This window comes from Variovorax sp. KBS0712 (genome assembly GCF_006323185.2).
In the GTDB taxonomy this organism is placed as follows: Bacteria; Pseudomonadota; Gammaproteobacteria; order Burkholderiales; family Burkholderiaceae_C; genus Variovorax; species Variovorax boronicumulans.
In genome coordinates this window covers 306,291-325,047 of sequence record NZ_VCCD02000004.1, presented here as the reverse complement: position 1 = coordinate 325,047, position 18,757 = coordinate 306,291, and the positions used below count along the sequence as shown (strand labels likewise).

Annotated in this window: 17 protein-coding genes; 3 read left to right on the top strand and 14 right to left on the bottom strand. The window is 69.2% G+C overall.

Features of this window, described 5'->3' with window-relative positions:
* Positions 1–3: 3 nt before the first annotated feature.
* From FFI97_RS29730 to FFI97_RS29670, 13 genes are all read right to left on the bottom strand, one after another.
* Positions 4–1,386 carry a formimidoylglutamate deiminase gene (locus FFI97_RS29730; RefSeq protein WP_139703365.1) on the bottom strand — a complete coding sequence of 461 codons (1,383 nt, stop codon included), beginning with the start codon at positions 1,384–1,386 and terminating at the stop codon, positions 4–6.
* On the bottom strand, positions 1,383–2,633 hold the full coding sequence (gene hutI / locus FFI97_RS29725; protein WP_139703364.1) for an imidazolonepropionase: 1,251 nt from the start codon (positions 2,631–2,633) through the stop codon (positions 1,383–1,385). The genes FFI97_RS29730 and hutI overlap by 4 nt, the downstream gene beginning before the upstream one ends.
* A gap of 25 nt (positions 2,634–2,658) precedes the next feature.
* Positions 2,659–3,231: a HutD family protein gene (locus tag FFI97_RS29720; protein ID WP_139703363.1), complete on the bottom strand. Its 573-nt coding sequence runs from the start codon at positions 3,229–3,231 to the stop codon at positions 2,659–2,661.
* Positions 3,228–3,896 carry an amino acid ABC transporter permease gene (locus FFI97_RS29715; RefSeq protein WP_062482282.1) on the bottom strand — a complete coding sequence of 223 codons (669 nt, stop codon included), beginning with the start codon at positions 3,894–3,896 and terminating at the stop codon, positions 3,228–3,230. Before FFI97_RS29715 ends, FFI97_RS29720 begins: the two co-directional genes overlap by 4 nt.
* Before the next feature lie 7 nt (positions 3,897–3,903).
* A complete protein-coding gene (locus FFI97_RS29710; RefSeq protein WP_062482279.1) occupies positions 3,904–4,656 on the bottom strand; it encodes a transporter substrate-binding domain-containing protein in 753 nt (250 codons plus the stop codon).
* 52 nt (positions 4,657–4,708) lie between these two features.
* Entirely contained in the window at positions 4,709–5,443 is a 735-nt protein-coding gene (locus FFI97_RS29705) for an IclR family transcriptional regulator (protein WP_139703361.1), read from the bottom strand.
* A gap of 133 nt (positions 5,444–5,576) precedes the next feature.
* Positions 5,577–6,416, bottom strand: a complete 840-nt coding sequence (locus tag FFI97_RS29700; protein WP_139703358.1) for a phytanoyl-CoA dioxygenase family protein — start codon at positions 6,414–6,416, stop codon at positions 5,577–5,579.
* A gap of 71 nt (positions 6,417–6,487) precedes the next feature.
* A complete protein-coding gene (gene hutU, locus FFI97_RS29695) occupies positions 6,488–8,215 on the bottom strand; it encodes a urocanate hydratase (RefSeq protein WP_070064049.1) in 1,728 nt (575 codons plus the stop codon).
* A 37-nt stretch (positions 8,216–8,252) separates the two neighbouring features.
* Entirely contained in the window at positions 8,253–9,815 is a 1,563-nt protein-coding gene (gene hutH, locus FFI97_RS29690; RefSeq protein ID WP_070064048.1) for a histidine ammonia-lyase, read from the bottom strand.
* A gap of 70 nt (positions 9,816–9,885) precedes the next feature.
* Positions 9,886–10,623 carry a histidine utilization repressor gene (gene hutC / locus FFI97_RS29685; protein ID WP_062481289.1) on the bottom strand — a complete coding sequence of 246 codons (738 nt, stop codon included), beginning with the start codon at positions 10,621–10,623 and terminating at the stop codon, positions 9,886–9,888.
* Positions 10,624–10,630: 7 nt separating this feature from the next.
* Complete coding sequence (locus FFI97_RS29680; RefSeq protein WP_062481286.1) at positions 10,631–11,425, bottom strand: ABC transporter ATP-binding protein; 795 nt, start codon at positions 11,423–11,425, stop codon at positions 10,631–10,633.
* Positions 11,410–12,255, bottom strand: coding sequence for an ABC transporter permease (locus FFI97_RS29675; protein WP_370681937.1), 846 nt, complete (start codon positions 12,253–12,255; stop codon positions 11,410–11,412). The genes FFI97_RS29680 and FFI97_RS29675 overlap by 16 nt, the downstream gene beginning before the upstream one ends.
* Before the next feature lie 13 nt (positions 12,256–12,268).
* Positions 12,269–13,237, bottom strand: a complete 969-nt coding sequence (locus tag FFI97_RS29670; RefSeq protein ID WP_139703352.1) for an ABC transporter substrate-binding protein — start codon at positions 13,235–13,237, stop codon at positions 12,269–12,271.
* Positions 13,238–13,543: 306 nt separating this feature from the next.
* On the opposite strand from FFI97_RS29670, the gene recQ reads away from it, so the two are divergent.
* Positions 13,544–15,454 (top strand): DNA helicase RecQ, encoded by a 1,911-nt coding sequence (recQ, locus tag FFI97_RS29665; protein WP_185993753.1) that lies wholly within the window; start codon positions 13,544–13,546, stop codon positions 15,452–15,454.
* 10 nt (positions 15,455–15,464) lie between these two features.
* On the opposite strand, the gene FFI97_RS29660 is transcribed toward recQ, so the two are convergent.
* A complete protein-coding gene (locus FFI97_RS29660) occupies positions 15,465–16,367 on the bottom strand; it encodes a LysR family transcriptional regulator (RefSeq protein ID WP_139703347.1) in 903 nt (300 codons plus the stop codon).
* 121 nt (positions 16,368–16,488) lie between these two features.
* Between FFI97_RS29660 and FFI97_RS29655 the strand changes: the two genes are divergently transcribed.
* Together FFI97_RS29655 and FFI97_RS29650 are read left to right on the top strand one after the other, a co-directional pair.
* Positions 16,489–17,721, top strand: coding sequence for an alpha-hydroxy acid oxidase (locus FFI97_RS29655; RefSeq protein ID WP_139703342.1), 1,233 nt, complete (start codon positions 16,489–16,491; stop codon positions 17,719–17,721).
* Between the two features lie 52 nt (positions 17,722–17,773).
* Positions 17,774–18,742 carry a tripartite tricarboxylate transporter substrate binding protein BugE gene (locus FFI97_RS29650; protein ID WP_139703336.1) on the top strand — a complete coding sequence of 323 codons (969 nt, stop codon included), beginning with the start codon at positions 17,774–17,776 and terminating at the stop codon, positions 18,740–18,742.
* The last annotated feature ends 15 nt before the right edge of the window (positions 18,743–18,757 follow it).

Sequence of the window (18,757 nt, the reverse complement as noted above, 5' to 3'; positions counted from 1 at the left end):
AATTCAGTCCTTGAGGAGTTGGGTGCGCGCGGCAACGAAGGCGGCTGCGGCATCGCCATGCAGCGCGTGGCGCCCGGCCGTGACGCGCGGGCGGCCCGCCACCCAGACCGCGTCGACGGCCGAGGTGCGGTGGCTCGCGAACACATGGGCCGAGAGCATGTCAGGCGCCGACAGGCCCTGCAGCGCGAGGTGATGGGCATCGAGCACGACGAAGTCGGCTTGCTGCCCCGCGGCCAGCCCGCCGACCGCACGGCCCGACGCCTGCGCCCCGCCCTGCACGGCTTCGAGCGTGAGCGCGGTGGCCACGTGCGGCTGCGCCGCGCTGGCACCGACGTTGCGCTGGCGCCGGCCCAGGCGCTGGCTGTACTCGAGCATCAGCAGCTCCTCGGCCGCGTTGACGCTGGCGTGGCTGTCGGAACCCACGCCCCAGGCGCCGCCGTGGCTGCGCCAGCGCGCGAAGTCGAAGATGCCGTCGCCCAGGTTGGCCTCGGTGGTCGGGCACAGGCCCGCGACCGCGCCGCTCTGTGCCGCGTATTCGTACTCGGCGTCGTTCATGTGCGTGGCGTGCACGAGGCACCAGCGCGCATCGACGGCCGCGTGGTCGAGCAGCCATTCGACCGGGCGCAGGCCGCTCCACTCCACGCAGTCGTCCACTTCCTTCGTCTGCTCGGCGATGTGGATGTGGACCGGCGCGGTGCGGTCGATGGCGTCCAGGCCGGCGAGCGCCTCGCGCAGCGCCTCGGGCGGCACGGCGCGCAGCGAGTGCGGCGCCAGGCCCAAGCGCGCGCCCTGCGCGTCGCAGTCGGGCTTGAGCGCGTCGAGCAGGCGCAGCATCGACTCGGTCGAGCGGATGAAGCGGCGCTGCCCCTCGGTGGGCGGCTGGTCGCCGAAGCCGCTGGTCTGGTAGAGCACCGGCAGCAGCGTGAAGCCGATGCCGGTGTTCTGCGCGGCGCGCAGCAGCGCACGGCTCAGCGCCGCGTCGTCGGCGTAGGGGCGCCCGTCGGTGTCGTGGTGCACGTACTGGAACTCGCACACGCTGGTGTAGCCCGCCTCGAGCATCTCGGCGTAGAGCCAGGTCGCGATGGCTTCCATGTGCTGCGGCCCGAGGCGCGCGGCGAAGCGGTACATCAGCGTGCGCCAGCTCCAGAAGCTGTCCTGCTGTTCGGCGCGGTGCTCGGTGAGCCCCGCGAAGGCGCGCTGGAAGGCGTGCGAATGCAGGTTGGGCATGCCCGGGATCACCGGGCCGGTCGCCACCTGCGCGCCCGCGGGCGGTTGCGCGCCGGCCTGCACCTGCGTGAGCCGGCCGGCGTCGTTCCACGTCAGCAGGACGTTCTTCGTCCAGCCAGCGGGCAGCAGCGCATCGGCTGCGAAAAGTGTGTGTGTCATTCGGTGGCTCCGACGGCGATGCGTCCCTGGCGCACCACGGCGCGCACCGGCTGCTGGCCGAACCAGTAGGCCAGCTCGGCGGCGTCGTGCAGGTTCCAGAGCACGAAGTTGGCGGGCATGCCGGGCGCGATGGCGCCGTGCGTGTCCTGCAGGCCCAGCGCGCGCGCGGCGTGCACGCTGACGCCGGCCAGCGCCTCGGGCACGGTGAGGCGGAACAGCGTGCAGGCCATGTTGACCATCAGCAGCAGGCTCAGCGTCGGCGAGGTGCCGGGGTTGTGGTCGGTCGAGACGGCCATCGGCACGCCCGCGGCGCGCAGCGCGTCGATGGGCGGCAGGTGCGTGTCGCGCAGCGTGTAGTAGGCGCCGGGCAGCAGCACGGCCACGGTGCCCGACTGGCGCATGGCCGCGATTCCCTCGGCCGACAGGTGCTCGATGTGGTCGCACGACAGCGCGCCATAACGCGCGGCCAGTGCGGCGCCGCCCATGTCCGACAGTTGCTCGGCATGCAGCTTGACCGGCAGGCCCAGCGCCTTCGCCGCCTGGAAGACCTGCTCGGTTTCCGCGAGCGAGAAGGCGATGCGTTCGCAGAACACGTCGACCGCATCGACCAGCCCTTCGGCGGCGAGCGCGGGCAGCATCTCCTTGCAGACGAGGTCGATGTAGTCGCCACTGCGGCCCGCGTACTCGGGCGGCAGCGCGTGCGCGCCGAGGAAGGTGGTGCGCACGGTGACGCCGTAGGCCTCGCCCAGTCGCCGCGCCACGCGCAGCTGCTTGCGCTCGTGCTCAAGCGCCAGGCCGTAGCCCGACTTGATCTCGATGGCACACACGCCGTCGGCCAGCAACTGCTCGAGGCGCGCGGCGGCCTGGGCGAACAGCGTGTCTTCGTCGGCTTCGCGCGTGGCGCGCACCGACGACACGATGCCGCCACCGGCCTTCGCCACTTCTTCGTACGTCGCGCCCGCCAGCCGCATGGCGAACTCGTTGGCGCGCTGGCCACCGTAGACCAGGTGCGTGTGGCAATCGACGAGCCCGGGCGTGACGAGCGCGCCGCCGCCGTCGTGCGGCGCGAGCCCCGCGAACTCGGCGGGCAGGTCGGCGCGCGCGCCGACCCAGCGGATCGCGCCCTGCGCGACCACGAGGGCGGCTTCGGCGTCGGGCGCCAAGGTGACGCCGGGCGCCGCACCGGGCGCCAGGCGCAGGCCGGTCCAGAGGCCGTCGGCCGAGGGGAATTCGCTGGGGGGTGTCATCGTCATCTCCTTTTTCTGTGGCCGCTCAGGCCGGCACGAAGCGCACGGCCACCAGCCGCGCGCCCTCGCTCGCCGGCGCGGCCTGCCATGCCTGCGCGGCGTCGGTCCAGCACAGGCCGTCGCCGTCACCCAGGGCTTCGCCGTCATTCAAGCGCCACTCGCCGCGCAAGGCCAGCAGCACGCCGTGCGGCGCGGGCGCGATGTCGGCGGCGCGTTCCAGCACCTGCACGTCGGCGCGCCACTGGCCGCCGCGCGCCATCACGTTGAAGTCGTTCGAGGCGCCGCCGAGCAGCGTGCAGTCGATCGGGTCGTCGCCCGAAAAGGCGAAGGGCTGGTGCGGCACGTCGAGCCGGTGCGACACGCGGCCGTCGTGCGTGAAGAGGCGCACGCCGTCGCCTTCGAGCAGCATGATCTGGCGGTCGATGCCCGGGAACACCGAGAACGGGCCCGGCGACGCGATGGTGGCGATGCTCACGCGCCAGCCGAAGCTGTCGAGCCCCGCGCCTTGCGGCCAGCTGGCGATTTCCTGCGTGGTGCCGCCGCCGTTCTTCCAGGGCGTGGCGCGCAGGGTCGCGCGCGAAAAACGCTGCACGCTCATCGCATCAACCCGCCCTGGCGCAGCTTCTGTTCGAAATGCCGCAGGATCAGCGTCATCGTGCCCGTGAGCATGAAGTACACGAGCGCGATGGCCAGGTACACCTCGAGCGAGCGGTACGACACGCTGATGATCTTCTGGCCTTCGTGCATCACGTCATGGATGGTCAAGAGCGACACCAGCGCCGAGTTCTTGATGAGCGCGATGAACTCGTTGCCCAGCGGCGGGATCATGCGCACCACGGCCTGCGGCAACACGATCTGGCGCATCGCCACGCCGGGCGTCATGCCCAGCGACTGCGCGGCCATGGTCTGGCCCTTGTCGATCGACTGGATCGCGCCGCGCACGATCTCGGACACGTAGGCGCCCGAGTACACGCCGAGCCCCAGCACGCCGCACACGAAGGCCGGCAGCAGGATGCCGAAGTGCGGCAGGCCGAAGAACAGAATGAACAGCTGCACCAGCAGCGGCGTGCCGCGAATGGCCGCCACGTAGGCGGTGCACACGCCGTAGATCCAGCGCCGCTTCGGGTTCAGCCGGCCGATGCCGACCAGCAGGCCCAGCACGCAACCCAGGGCCAGCGCGCAGGCGGTGATCTCCACCGTGACCAGCGCGCCGCGCAGCAGGTCGGGCCAGCCCTGCCAGACGGGCGAGAAATCGAAGTCCATGGCGCGCTTACTTGGCGGTGGCGCTGAACCACTTCTTCACGATGGCCGCGTAGGTACCGTCGGCCTTGAGCTTCTCGATCGCGCCGTTCACGGCCTTGGTGAGCTCGGGCGTGTCCTTGCGGATGGCCATGCCGTATTCCTCGGTGGTGATCTGCTCGTCGAGCACCTTCAGGCCGCCGCGCGTGCGCACGTACTGGAAGGCGGCGGGCTTGCCGGTGACGGCGGCGTCGGCACGGCCGATGTCCACGAGGTTGAACATCTCCTGGTTCTTCTCGACTTCCATCAGCTGCACCTGCGGGAATTTCTCCTTCGTGTACGACACGGACTTGGTGCCCACCTGCACGCTGACCTTCTTGCCGTTGATGTCGGCCGGCTTCTTGATGGTCGTGTTGTTGTCCTTCACCATGACCACGAGGCCGCCGGCGTAGTACGGCACGGTGAAGTCGACGACCTTCTTGCGCTCGTCGGTGATGTAGATGCCCGACACGGCCATGTCGAAGCGCTTGGAGATGAGGCCCGGCACGAGGCCCTTGAAGTCGATGTCGATCCACTCGATCTTGCGGCCCAGCGTCTTGCCGATGGCCTCGACCAGCTCCACGTCGAAGCCAGTGCGCTTGCCGTTTTCCACGAACTCCATCGGCGGGAAGGTGGCGTCGGTGGCCACGCGCAGCGGCTCGCCCTGGGCTTGCGCGGCGCCAGCGAAACCGAAGAAGGCGAGGCCGGACAGGGCGGCGGCGACAAGGGTGCGACGGGTGTTCATGGGAGGGCTTTCGTGGAGGTGAGGGAGGGAGAAAGAAAAGAAAGAGCGGCGACTACTGCAGTGCGCGCGAGATGCGGGCCGCCGTGACGACGGTCATGTGGACCAATGCAGCTTCCATGCCTTCGACGCGCGTGAGCGGCGCCATCAGCGTGATCGCCCCGCGCAGGCGCCGGCCCGCGGCCAGCACCGGCGCGCTCGCGCCCCACACGCCGGCATCGACCTCGCCGTGCGTCACGGCATGGCCGGCGGCGCGGATGGCGTCGAGTTCGGCGGCGCGCTCGGCACGGCGTTCGGGGCCTTCGTCCAGGCCGTCGAGCAGCAGGTCGCGCGCCTCGTCGGGCGCGTGGGCCAGCAGGCACTTGGCGCTGGCGCCGTCGCGCGCGGGCACGCTGCGGCCGCGGTCGAAGGAGCAGCGCAGCGACTGTTCGCTGTCGATCATCTCCAGGCACACGACGCGCTCGTTCACCAGGGTGACGAGCGCCACGCTCTCGTGGCTCTGCTGCGCCAGCACGCGCATGTCGGCGCGCGCGGCCATCACGAGGTCGGAGTTGCCGTCGAAGCCGCTGGCCAGCTGCACGCTCACCGGTCCCGGCGAGTAGCGGCCCTCGGACTCCATCACGAAGCCCCAGCGGCGCAAGGTGGCGACCTGGCGGTACAGCGTGCTCTGCGACAGGCCGGTGGCCTGCACCAGCTCGGCCGCCGTCATCGCCGCCTTGCTTTGCGCCAGCACCGACAGCACGAACAGCGCGCGGTCGTTGTGGGCGGGAGCGTCAAGGGGGGTCGTCATCGGGGGCAATCGCTGGGCGGTCGAAAGTGGATGCGGCGTGCAGTATCTTGCTCGCCGTTCTCACGACCAAGCCCGAATTCCCACGCGATGGGAATGAGCGCGTTTTTTCTTTCTACCTTCGTCTTACCGAGGCTCAGCGCACCAGCAACGGAAAGAGCGGATCGTCCATCGGCGCGCCGGCCGGCAGGCGCTCGGCCAGGCCCGGGAAATCGGGCGAGGTCTTCCAGCTGCGCGGCGCGTGGCGGATGTCGTCGCCCAGGAAGCGCACCGAGAACACGCGGCGCCGGTTCGGCCCTTCCACGCCGGCGGCCGCATGCAGGGTGAGCATGTGGAAGCAGACGAAGTCGCCCGGCTCGATGTCCCAGCCGACGATGGGAAAGCGCTCGCGCGCGCCCTCGATGTCGGGCAGGTCGTCGAGGCTGCCTTCGGGGAACCACTTGGCGTGGTTGTCCATGAAGGTGCGCGGCATCAGCCACGGCCCCTTGTGGGAGCCGGCCACGAACTCGAGCGTGGCGGCACGCGACACCGGATCGACCGGAATCCACATGCTGACGTTCTGCATGCCCTCGATGTTGTAGTAGGGCTGGTCCTGGTGCCACGGCGTGCGCTGGCGCGTGCCGGGCTCCTTCACGAGCAGGTGGTCGTGGTACAGGCGCACGGTGTCCGAGCCCATGAGCCGCTGCGCGAGCTGCGCCAGCGGCGCCTCCCTGATGAAGCGGCCGAAGGCGTCGATCTCCTGCCAGTTGCAGAAGTCCTCGAAGAAGCGGCCCGGGTCGTCGGGCCGGCTCGCGACCTTGGCGCGCGGGCTGGGCGCCGCCAGGTTCGCTTCGATGCCATCGCGCAGCAGCGCGAGTTCGTCGGCCGTGAGCAGCTGGCGGATGCAGACCGCGCCGTCGCGCTGGAACTGCGCCACCAGCGCGTCGTCCACGCGTTCGCGCACGCGGCGCTGCAGGTCGGAAGCATCGAGGGTCATCGTCGGGTCTCCTTCGGGTGTGGGGTGTCGGGTGACCCGCTTTTTTACTTCACCTGCGGCGCCTGCCGGCCTTACTTGATCATCGGCAGCTTCAGGCCCTGCTTCTTCGCCGTGGCCACGGCGATGTCGTAACCCGCGTCGGCATGGCGCATCACGCCGGTGGCCGGGTCGTTGAAGAGCACGCGCCCGATGCGCTTGGCGGCAGCGTCGGTGCCGTCGCAGACGATCACCACGCCCGAGTGCTGCGAGTAGCCCATGCCCACGCCGCCGCCGTGGTGCAGGCTGACCCAGGTCGCGCCGCCGGCCGTGTTGAGCAGTGCGTTGAGCAGCGGCCAGTCGGAGACGGCGTCGGTGCCGTCCTTCATGGCTTCGGTCTCGCGGTTCGGGCTGGCGACCGAGCCGGTGTCCAGGTGGTCGCGGCCGATGACGATCGGCCCCTTGAGCTCGCCGTTCTTCACCATCTCGTTGAAGGCCAGGCCGGCGATGTGGCGCTCGCCCAGGCCGAGCCAGCAGATGCGCGCGGGCAGGCCCTGGAAGGCGATGCGCTCGCGCGCCATGTCGAGCCAGCGGTGCGTGTGGGTGTTCTCGGGGAACAGCTCCTTGATCTTGGCGTCGGTCTTGTAGATGTCTTCCGGGTCGCCCGAGAGCGCCACCCAGCGGAACGGGCCCTTGCCTTCGCAGAACAGCGGACGGATGTAGGCCGGCACGAAGCCCGGGAAGTCGAAGGCGTTCTTCACGCCTTCGTCGAACGCGACCTGGCGGATGTTGTTGCCGTAGTCGACCGTGGGGATGCCCATGGCCTGGAAGTCGAGCATGGCCTGCACGTGCACGGCGCACGACTTGGCGGCGGCCTTCTTCAGGGCGTCGTGTTGCGACGCGTCCTTCATGGCGGCCTGCCACTGCGGCACGCTCCAGCCCGAGGGCAGGTAGCCGTTGATCAGGTCGTGCGCGGAGGTCTGGTCGGTCACGAGGTCGGGCTTGAGGCCGCCGGCCTTCGCGCGCTTGACCAGTTCGGGCAGGATGTCGGCCGCGTTGCCCAGCAGCGCGATCGACACGGCTTCCTTGGCGTCGCAATGCTGCTTGATGAGCTCGAAGGCGTGGTCGATGTCGCGCGCCTGCTTGTCGACGTAGCGCGTGCGCAGGCGGAAGTCGATGCTCGACTGCTGGCACTCGATGTTCAGCGACACGGCGCCGGCCAGCGTGGCCGCGAGCGGCTGTGCGCCACCCATGCCGCCCAAGCCGGCCGTGAGGATCCACTTGCCCGCGAGGCTGTTGTTGTAGTGCTGGCGGCCGGCTTCGACGAAGGTTTCGAAGGTGCCTTGCACGATGCCCTGGCTGCCGATGTAGATCCAGCTGCCCGCCGTCATCTGGCCGTACATGAAGAGGCCCTGGCGGTCGAGCTCGTTGAAGTGCTCCCAGTTGGCCCACTTCGGCACGAGGTTGGAGTTGGCGAGCAGCACGCGCGGTGCGTCGGCATGCGTCTTGAACACGCCCACGGGCTTGCCCGATTGAATGAGCAGCGTCTCGTCGTCTTCCAGTTCCTTCAGCGAGGCGAGGATCTGGTCGTAGCAGGCCCAGTCGCGCGCGGCGCGGCCGATGCCGCCGTACACCACGAGGTCTTGCGGGCGCTCGGCCACCTCGGCGTCGAGGTTGTTCTGCAGCATGCGGTACGGCGCTTCGGTGAGCCAGCTCTTGCAGTTCAGCTCGGTGCCGCGCGGGGCGCGGATCACGCGGGTCGGGTCATGGCGCGGATCGGCGCCGGTGGGGGTGTTCAGGGCGAATTTGTCGGGTGCGTTCATGGCGTGGTTCTCCTTGTCGGGTGGCGGTCGGTACGGATCACTTCGAGTGGCTGGGCAGGATGTCGAGCAGCGCGGCCGGCAGGTCGGCCGCGAGCGCCCACAGGCGCATGGCTTCGATGTCGGGTGCGAGGTAGCGGTCGGTCTCGAGGAACGCGACCTTCTGGCGGATGCGGGCGAATTCCGCTTCGACCAGCGGCGAACTCTTCAGCTTGCGCTTGAGTTCGATGCCCTGGGCGGCGGCCATCGCTTCGATGCCCACCACCACGGCGGTGTTGTTGACCATGTCGCCCAGGCGGCGCGCCGCGAAGGTGGCCATCGACACGTGGTCTTCCTGGTTGGCCGAGGTCGGCAGGCTGTCGACGCTGGCGGGGTGCGCATGCGACTTGTTTTCCGACGCGAGCGCGGCGGCCGTGACCTGCGCGATCATGAAGCCGGAGTTCAGGCCGCCGTCGCGCACCAGGAAGGGCGGCAGGCCCGACAGGCCGCTGTCGAGCAGCAGCGCGAGGCGGCGCTCGGCGATGGCGCCGACTTCGCTCACGGCCAGCGCAATGATGTCGGCCGCGAAGGCGACCGGCTCGGCGTGGAAGTTGCCGCCCGAGATCACCTCGCCGGTGTCGCAGAACACGAGCGGGTTGTCCGACGCGGCATTGGCTTCGATGACCAGCACGCGCGAGGCGTGGGCCAGGTTGTCGAGGCAGGCGCCCATCACCTGCGGGATGCAACGCACCGAGTACGGGTCCTGCACGCGACCGCAGTCGGCGTGCGAGGGCACGATCTCGCTGCCGTCGAGCAGCGTGCGCACGGCGCCGGCCACGGCGATCTGGCCGGGCTGGCCGCGTGCGGCGTGGATGCGCGCGTCGAAGGGCTTGATCGAACCCTGGATGGCTTCGAGCGACAGCGCGCCCGACATCAGCGCGGCGGCAAACACGTCTTCGGCGCCGAACAGGCCGGCCAGCGCCAGCGCAGTCGACACCTGCGTGCCGTTGAGCAGCGCCAGGCCTTCCTTGGGGCCGAGCACGAAGGGTTCGAGGCCGATGCTGCGCATGGCTTCGGCACCGCTCACCTTCTTGCCGTCGGCCAGCGTGGCTTCGCCTTCGCCGATGAGCACGCAGGCCATGTGGGCCAGCGGCGCGAGGTCGCCCGAGGCGCCGACCGAGCCCTTGCACGGGATGCTGGGCGTGACGCCCGCGTTGAACAGCGCCAGCAACGCATCGACCAGCGCGGGCCGCACGCCCGAGTGGCCGCGCGCCAGGCTCACGGCCTTGGTCGCGAGGATCATGCGCACCACCGGCGCGGCCAGCGGCTCGCCCGTGCCCACGCTGTGCGAGAGCACGAGGTTGCGCTGCAGCTCGGCCAGGTGGTCGTTGCCGATGCGCGTGCTGGCGAGCTTGCCGAAACCGGTGTTGATGCCGTAGACCACCTCGTCGTTCTCGACGATGTGGCGCACCGCGGCCTCGGCCTTGGCCATGCCGTCCTGCACCGACGGGTCGAGCGCAAGGTGCACGCCGCCGGCCTGGATGCGTCGCAGCATCGCAAGGTCGACCTTGCCGGGCGTGAGGGTCAATGTGGCGTGGGGAGTGGCGGTGTGATTGCTTGGCATGTGAACCTGTCTATACAAGTGGTTGCGAGAGAAAACGTAAGCCTCTGAGGGTCGAAAAAAAACGGTCTGTCTAGCCGAAGGTCGGGTTGCCGTCGGACTTGAATCGGCTGCCGAGGCTGTAGCGCGAAGCCGGATGCAGGCAGCGCACCCAGGTCACGGGCGTGTTGCGGATCCAGGTGCGGCGCGTCAGCAGCAGGCAGGGGTCGGTGGGCGCCATCGCGAGCCGCTCGGCCTGTTCGGCGCTGGGCAGCACGGCATCGACGACGTGTTCGATCTGGTCGAAGGGCACGTTGCGCACCAGGTACTCGCTGGGCGGCACGGCCGTGAAGTCCTGCTCGAGAAAGTCGGGCACGACCTGCGGGTTGACGTAGCGCTCCTCGAGCTGCACGGGCGTGTCGTTGTCCAGGTGCAGGCAGGCGCTGTGGAACACCGAGTCGCCCGCGCGCAGGTCGAGCCAGGCCGCCACGTCGGGCGAGGCCGCGAGGCGCTCGACCGCGAGCATCTCGCAGCGGTAGTCATGGCCGCGCTGGCGGATTTCGCTGGCGATGTTGGCGATCTGCAGCAGCGTGGACTGCGGCTTGTTCTCGGCCACGAAGCTGCCGACGCCGGCCACGCGCACGATGCGCCCCTGCTCCATGAGCTCGCGCAGGGCGCGGTTCACGGTCATGCGCGCCATGCCGAACTGCGCGACCAGCTCGTTCTCGGAAGGCAGGCGGTGGCCGGGCGGCCACGTGCCGTCCTGGATCTTGCGGGAGATGTGATCCTTGACTTGCGCATAGAGCGCGAGGGACGGCAGGTCGCGTTTCATCGGGGGATCAGTGCTCCGCCGCGGCCATCGACTCGGCGCGGATTTCTTCGGTCAGGCGCGCCTTGATGTCCATGAACTCGGGCGAGGTCTTGATGGTGTAGCTGCGCGGGTGCGGAAAGTCGACCGCGATCTCGGTCTTGATGCGGCCCGGCCGCGCGCTGAACACCGCCACGCGGTTGGCCATGAAGATCGCCTCGTCGATGTCGTGCGTGACGAACAGCACCGTCTTCTGCGCCGACTCCCAGATGCCCAGCAGCAGTTCCTGCATGAGCACGCGGGTCTGGTTGTCGAGTGCGCCGAAGGGCTCGTCGAGCAGCAACATCTTGGGATCGTTGGCCAGCGCGCGCGCAATGGCCGTGCGTTGCTGCATGCCGCCCGAGAGCTGCTTGGGGAAGTGGTGCTCGAAGCCGCGCAGGCCGACCTTGGCGATGAAGAACTCGCTGCGTTCCTTCTGGTCGGCTTCGCTCATGCCGCGCTCGCGCAGGCCGAAGCGGATGTTCTGCGCCACCGTGAGCCACGGGAACAGCGTGTAGCTCTGGAACACCACGCCGCGGTCGGCGCCGGGACCTTCGATGCGCTCGCCGTCGAGCATCACCTGGCCGGTGGTCGGGAAGTCGAGCCCCGCCACGATGCGCAGCAGCGTCGACTTGCCGCAGCCCGAGGGGCCGAGGATGGTGACGAAGTCGTTCTCCTTCACCTCGAAGTCGATCGGCTGCAAGGCCTGCGTGCGCTGGCCCTTGGTGCCGGTGAAGACGCGCGAGACGCCTTGAATGGAGAGTTGATTCTTCACAGTGCAGCCCATGCAAACAGACGGCGATTCATCGCCTTGAAAGCGAAGTCGGACAACAGGCCGATGACGCCGATCACGATGATCCCGAAGATGATCTGCCCGGTGTTCAACAGCGCCTGGCTGTCGGTGATCATGTGGCCGATGCCCGACGAGGAGCCGATGAGTTCCGCCACGATGACGTACGTCCAGGCCCAGCCCAGCACGAGGCGCAGCGTTTCGGCGATGCCCGGCGCGGCGCCCGGAATGAGCACGCGCGCCACGATGCCGCGGCTGTTGGCGCCCAGCGTGTAGGCGGCCTCGACGAGGTCGCGCCGCGCGCCGCCCACGGTGACGGCCACCATCAGCACGATCTGGAAGAACGAGCCGATGAAGATCACCAGGAGCTTCTGCATTTCGCCCAGGCCCGCCCACAGGATGAGCAGCGGGATGAAGGCCGAGGCCGGCAGGTAGCGGCAGAACGACACGAAGGGCTCGAAGAAGGCCTCGACGGTCTTCCAGGTGCCCATGGCCACGCCCAGCGGCACCGCGATGACGGCCGCCAGCAGGAAGCCGCCGAACACGCGCCACACGGTCATGCCGATGTCGCCGATGAAGCCGTACTCGGTGAAGAGCAGCCAGCCCTCCTTGACCATCGTGATCGGGCTCGCCAGGAAGGTGGGCGACACGAAGCCGCCCAGCGTGGCGATGCCCCACACCACCACGAAGAGCACGAAGAAGCCGAGCCCCAGCATCGTGCGCGCGGACGCGCTGATGGGTTCGAGCGGCGCGAACACACGGCGCCGCACGGGAGGCGCGGGCGGCGGCGTCACGGCGCGCGCCGGGGCGGCGGTCATCGGTTGCATCTGCGGCAAGGCCTTACTTGACATAGCTGGCGTCGAAGGTGGCGGCATAGTCTTCCGGCGCCTTGCGGATCACGCCGGCCTCCAGCAGGATGGCCGCGGCTTCCTTCATGAAGCTGGTGAGCTCGCCCGCGAAGAACTTCTGGTTGGCGGCCTTGTCCTGCCAGCGCAGGTAGGCCGACGACTTGGCGAACTGCTCGCCGCTTTGCTTGACGGCCGAACCCATGAGTTCGTTGGCCTTGGCCGGGTCGGCCTTGATCATGTCCAGCGCGTCGAAGTACGACTTGGTGAGCGCGGCGGCGGCCTTGCCGTTGGCCTTGAGCCAGGTGGGCGCGCAGCCGACGGTGTCCATCACCATCGGGTAGTCGAGCGTGGTGGCCAAAATCTTGCCGGCGGCGGGGTTGGCGCGCACGGTCGACAGGTAGGGCTCGTAGGTCATGGCGGCGTCGTTCTGGCCGGCCACGAAGGCTTGCGCGGCGGGCTGCGGCTCGAGCGAGACCACCTTCACGTCCTTCAGGCTCATGCCGTTCTTGCTGAGCATCCAGGCCAGGCCGAAGTACGGCGCGGTGCCCGGGGCGCTCACGCCGATGCTCTTGCCCTTGAGGTCGGAAAAACTCTTCACGTCGTTGCGCACGGCCAGGCCGTCGGCGCCGTAGGACTTGTCCATCTGGAAGATCTGCACGATCGGCACGCCGTTGGCGTTCCAGGCCACGTGCGTTTCCACCGTGGTGGCCGCGCACTGGATCGCGCCGGAGGCCAGCGCCAGGTGGCGGTCCTTCTGCGGGATCATCTTGAGTTCGACGTCCAGCCCGTTCTTCTTGAAGATGCCGGCCTTGTCGGCCAGCGACAGCGGCGCAAAGCCGGTCCAGCCGGACATGCCGAGCGAAATCTTCGTGTCCTGGGCGGCGGCCGTTCCGGCCATGCCCGCTGCACATGCACCTGCTGCCAGCAGCGAAGCGACTTTCACAACTACCGTCTTGACCATGGGGACTCCTGGTTCCATTTTTTGAGAGAGGTGACTCGGCGATACATGCCCGGGGGATATGGGCAGCACGCCTCGCATTGTTGCCAGGCGCCCCAACTTGTCTATACAGGATAACCCGAAAGTCCTGTTTTGGTGCATCTCCGAGAGAAATGCCCCATTTTGCTGTCTAGACAAGAGGGGTGCCGGGACGGGGTTCACCATTGCAAACGCCGTGCCACAGTCATATCGGAGCCGCTGGGGGACAATCGGCGTCCGCCCCGGCTCCGGCCCTTTTCTCCCCCTCTCCCGCCCTTCGCACCCCCGCCTGTGTCTTCCCTCGCTCCCCGCCCCTTCGACGCCTCCAGCGACGGCAGCAGCCCCGGCAGCGCGGCCCCCGCCGACATCCTTCACGACGTGTTCGGCTACGCGCGCTTTCGCGGAGCCCAGCAGGACATCGTGGAGCACGTGGTGGGCGGCGGCGACGCGCTGGTGCTCATGCCCACGGGCGGCGGCAAGTCGCTCTGCTATCAGATCCCGGCCATCGCGCGGCAGCGCGCGGGGCGCGGCGTGTCGGTGGTGGTGTCGCCGCTGATCGCGCTGATGCACGACCAGGTCGGCGCGCTGCACGAAGCGGGGGTGAGCGCGGCCTTCCTCAACTCCACGCTCGACTGGGAGCAGACGCAGGACGTGGAACGCCGCATGCTGCGCGGCGAGATCACGCTGCTGTACGCGGCGCCCGAGCGCGTGAACACGCCGCGCTTCCTGTCGCAGCTCGATTCGCTGAACGAGCGCGGCAAGCTCTCGCTGTTCGCCATCGACGAGGCGCATTGCGTGAGCCAGTGGGGCCACGACTTCCGCCCCGAGTACCGTGCGCTCACCGTGCTGCACGAGCGCTACCCGGGCGTGCCGCGCATCGCGCTCACGGCCACGGCCGACGACCTCACGCGCGCCGACATCGTCGAACGGCTGCAGCTCGAAGAGGCGCGCCAGTTCGTCTCCAGCTTCGACCGGCCGAACATCCGCTACACCATCGTCGAGAAAAAGGACGCCACCACGCAGCTGCTGCGCTTCATCGAGCGCGAGCACGAGGGCGATGCGGGCGTGGTCTATTGCCAGTCGCGCAAGCGCGTGGAAGACCTCGCGACGACATTGCAGGGCGCCGGCATCAACGCGCTGCCGTACCACGCGGGCCTCGATGCCGCGGTGCGCCAGAAGCACCAGGACCGCTTCCTGCGCGAGGAAGGCATCGTGATGGTCGCGACCATCGCCTTCGGCATGGGCATCGACAAGCCCGACGTGCGCTTCGTCGGCCACGTCGACATGCCCAAGAACATCGAGGGCTACTACCAGGAAACCGGCCGCGCGGGCCGCGACGGCGCCCCCGCCGACGCCTGGATGGCCTACGGCCTGAACGACGTGGTGAACCAGCGCCGCATGATCGACGAGAGTCCCGCCGGCGAAGAGTTCAAGCAGGTGATGCGCGGCAAGCTCGACGCCCTGCTCTCGCTGGCCGAGGCCAGCGACTGCCGCCGCGTGCGCCTCCTGGGCTACTTCGGCGAGAAGAGCACGCCCTGCGGCAACTGCGACAACTGCCTGAACCCGCCGCAGGTGTGGGACGGCACCGATGCCGCGCGCAAGCTGCTGAGCACCATCTACCGCGTGCAGCAGCTCAGCGGCATCAGCTTCGGCGCGGGCCACATCATGGACATCCTGCGCGGCAAGGCGACCGAGAAGGTCAAGCAGTTCGGCCACGAGCGCATCAGCACCTTCGGCATCGGCGCGGAGTTCAGCGAGGTGGCGCTGCGCGGCGTGCTGCGCCAGTTGATCGCCACGGGCGCGCTGGCGGTGGACGCCGAAGCGTTCAACACGCTGAAGCTCACCGAGGGCTCGCGCGCGGTGCTCAAGGGCGAGACCACGGTGTCGCTGCGCGAGTCGGTGTCGTCGCCGGCCGAGCGCAAGCCCCGGCGCGAGAAGGCCGCCAAGGGCGCGCCGTCGCCGGCAGCCGCCTCGCTGGACGACGTGGGCAAGAAGCGCTTCGAGGCGCTCAAGGCCTGGCGCGCCGAGGTGGCCAAGGAACACAACCTGCCGGCCTACGTGATCTTCCACGACGCCACGCTGGCCGCCATTGCCGAGCGCGCGCCCGCGACGCTCGAAGACCTGCAGGGCATCAGCGGGATCGGCACGAAGAAGCTCGAGGCCTACGGCTCTGAAGTGCTTCGCGTGTGCGAAGCCTTCTGACCCTCTCCACCTAGAGCAGGCGGGCCGCCTTCGAGAAATCGATGGACGCGAGCACCGCGGCGCGCATGGCCGTCAGCAGATGGCGCTCGTCGTTGCTGCGCTTCTGGAAGGTGTAGGTCAGCGCGGGCAGGGCCTGGCGGGTCTTCAGGATGCGCAGGTCGCCGCGGCGCGACAGCAGGCGCGCCCAGCCTTCCGGCAGGAACCCGACACCGATCCCCTCGATCAGCAGGCCGGCGACGGCGCCCCAGCTGTTGCAGCTGAGGCGGTGCGGCGCCTCGAGGTTCTCGGCCATGAGCCATTCGTCGAGCAGGCGGCTGGTGCCCGCGCCGGTCGGCAGCGTCACGATGGGATGTTGCGCGAGCAGCGGCGCGCCGAGGGTCGTGGTCTTGCCAGCCAGCGCGGGCGCGGCCACCCACACGAAATGCGCCTGGCCCACGGTGTGCGACGAGATCAGCCCGTGGTGCGGTGAGCGCCCGGCGATCACCGCGCAGTCGAGCTCGCCGTTGCGAAGGCGCTCGTCCAGCGCCGAGCCGAAGTTGACATGCGGCTCCAGGCGCAGGTCCGGCAGGTGCCGCCCCACATGCGCGACGAGCTGGGGCAACCAGGTCAGCGCGCTCAGTTCGCCGATGCCGAAGGTGCAACGGCCGCCGAGGCTGGCGGGCGCGCCGATCGACCGTTTCGTCTCGTCGGCCGCCAGCAGCAGCGCGGCGGCGCGCGGCAGGAAACGCTCACCCGCATCCGTGAGCGTGGCCCGCTGCCCGGCGCGGTCGAACAAGGACGCGCCGAGCGACACCTCCAGCTCGGCCAGTCGCTTGGACAGCGACGAGGTCGACAGGTGCAGCCGCTGCGCCGCAAGCGCAAAGCTGGCGCAGGTCGCGGCCCAGTAGAAGGCCTCCAGTTGCTTCAGCGTCATGCGCCGTCTCCCTCGGTCATTTCGAAAAAAGCGAAATGGCAAATTACCATAAATTCGCTTTTTTAAAACCTTCTGCCCCCCTACAGTCCGCGCGGACCGAACGACTGACTGGATGGCGGACATGACTGTTTTCTCGCGTGCCTTCGATGCCCCGCGCACCGCGCCGGCGCAAGCCCCTGCTGCTGCTGCCGCGGCACCACGGCGTCTCGCCGGCATCCTGTCGCTGCAGGACTTCGAGCACGCGGCCCGGCGCCGGCTGCCGCGCCCGCTGTTCGGCTACATCGCCGGTGCGGCGGAAGACAACCGCTCGCTGGACGCCAACCGCGTCGCGTTCGACGCACACGACTTCCTGCCCCGGGTGCTGGTCGATGTCTCCCGGCGCTCGCAGGAGGTCACGCTGTTCGGCCAGCGCTACGCGTCGCCCTTCGGGATCGCGCCGGTCGGCATCAGCGCGCTGTCGGCCTACCGCGGCGACCTGGTGCTCGCCCAGGCGGCGCAGGCGGCCGGCATTCCCGCGGTCATGAGCGGCACCTCGCTCATTCCGATGGAAGAAGTGGCCCAGGCCGCGCCCGGCACGTGGTTCCAGGCCTACCTGCCGGGCGATGCGGCGCGCATCGACGGCCTGGTGGCGCGCATCGCCGGCGCGGGCTTTCGCCACCTGGTCGTCACGGTCGACATTCCCGTCTGGGCGAACCGCGAAAACAACGTGCGCGCCGGCTTCACGACGCCGCTGCGGCCCAGCCTGCGGCTGGCATGGGACGGCCTCGTGCGGCCGCGCTGGCTGCTCGGCACGCTCGCGCGGACCTTCGTGACGCGCGGCATGCCGCATTTCGAGAATTCGTTCGCCACGCGCGGTGCGCCTCTTTTCTCCAGCACCGCGATCCGCGACACGACCGGCCGCGACCACATCCACTGGGACCACATCGCCCGCATCCGGCAGCAGTGGCGCGGACCGCTGATCCTGAAGGGCATTCTTCATCCGGCCGATGCCCGGCGCGCGCGGCAGCTCGGCGCCGATGGGCTCATCGTCTCCAACCACGGCGGCCGGCAGCTCGACGGCGCGGCCCCGGCGTTGCGCGCACTGCCGCAGGTGCTGGACGCCGCGGGCGAGTTGCCCGTGATGGTCGACGGCGGCGTGCGTCGCGGCAGCGACGTGCTGAAGGCGCTGGCGCTGGGCGCCAAGGCCGTGTTCGCCGGCCGGCCGTTCATGTATGCCGCCGCCGTGGGCGGCCACGCGGGCGTCACGCACGCGATCCGGCTGCTGCGGGACGAGGTCGACCGGAACATGGCGATGCTCGGCGTCAACGACCCGGGCGAGCTCGACGCGAGCTGCCTGATTCCGCGGCGCCCCTGATCGGCCCCCACTCATCTCACCCATTCCATCAATCCAAGAGGAGGAAGACACCTTGCCGAAAAACCCCACCCTGTTCGCCCTCGCCTGCCTGCTGGCGGCAACCGTGCCCGCCCACGCGCAGGGCTACCCCGACAAGCCCGTCAAGCTGCAGGTGCCGTTCGCACCGGGCGGCACGACGGACATCATTGCGCGCGTCATCTCCGAGCCCCTGGGCAGGCACCTGGGGCAGAGCGTCATCGTCGAGAACAAGTCGGGCGCGGGCGGCGCGATCGGGGCCGCCGAGACCGCGCGCGCCACGCCCGACGGCTACGCGCTGGGCATCGGCACCGTATCGACGACGGCGGCGAATCCGGCCATCAACCCCAAGGTACCGTACAACCCGAAGACCGACTTCACGCCCATCATCAACCTCGCGGCCACGCCCAATGTCATTGCGGTCCATCCCAGCTTTCCGGCCCGGGACTACAAGGGCTTCATCGAGGTGCTGAAGAAGAATCCCGGCAAGTACGCCTATGCCACCGCAGGCACGGGCAGCATCGGGCACCTGCAGATGGAGCTGTACAAGGGCATGGCCAGCGCGTCCGTCACGCACATCCCGTACCGGGGGTCGGGCCCGGCGCTCAACGACACCGTCGCGGGCCAGGTCGCGATGATCTTCGACAACCTGCCGTCGGCGCTGCCCTTCATCAAGGACCGCCGGCTGATCCCGATCGTCGTGGCGGCGTCCGAGCGCCTGAAGGACCTGCCCGACGTGCCGACCTTCAAGGAGGTCGGCCTCGCGCCGGTGAACCGCATGGCGTACTACGGCATCGTGGGCCCCAAGGGCCTGCCCAAGGACGTGGTGGACAAGGTGCACGCGGCGGCGCGCAAATCGCTCGAAGATCCTGCCGTGCGCAAGCGCATCCAGGACACCGGCTCCTTCGTCGTCGGCAACACGCCGCAGGAATTCACGCAGCAGATCGCCGCCGAATTCGACGTGTACAAGAAGGTGGTGGATTCCGCCGGGCTCACGCCGGACTGAACCCGCGAGAGCGCC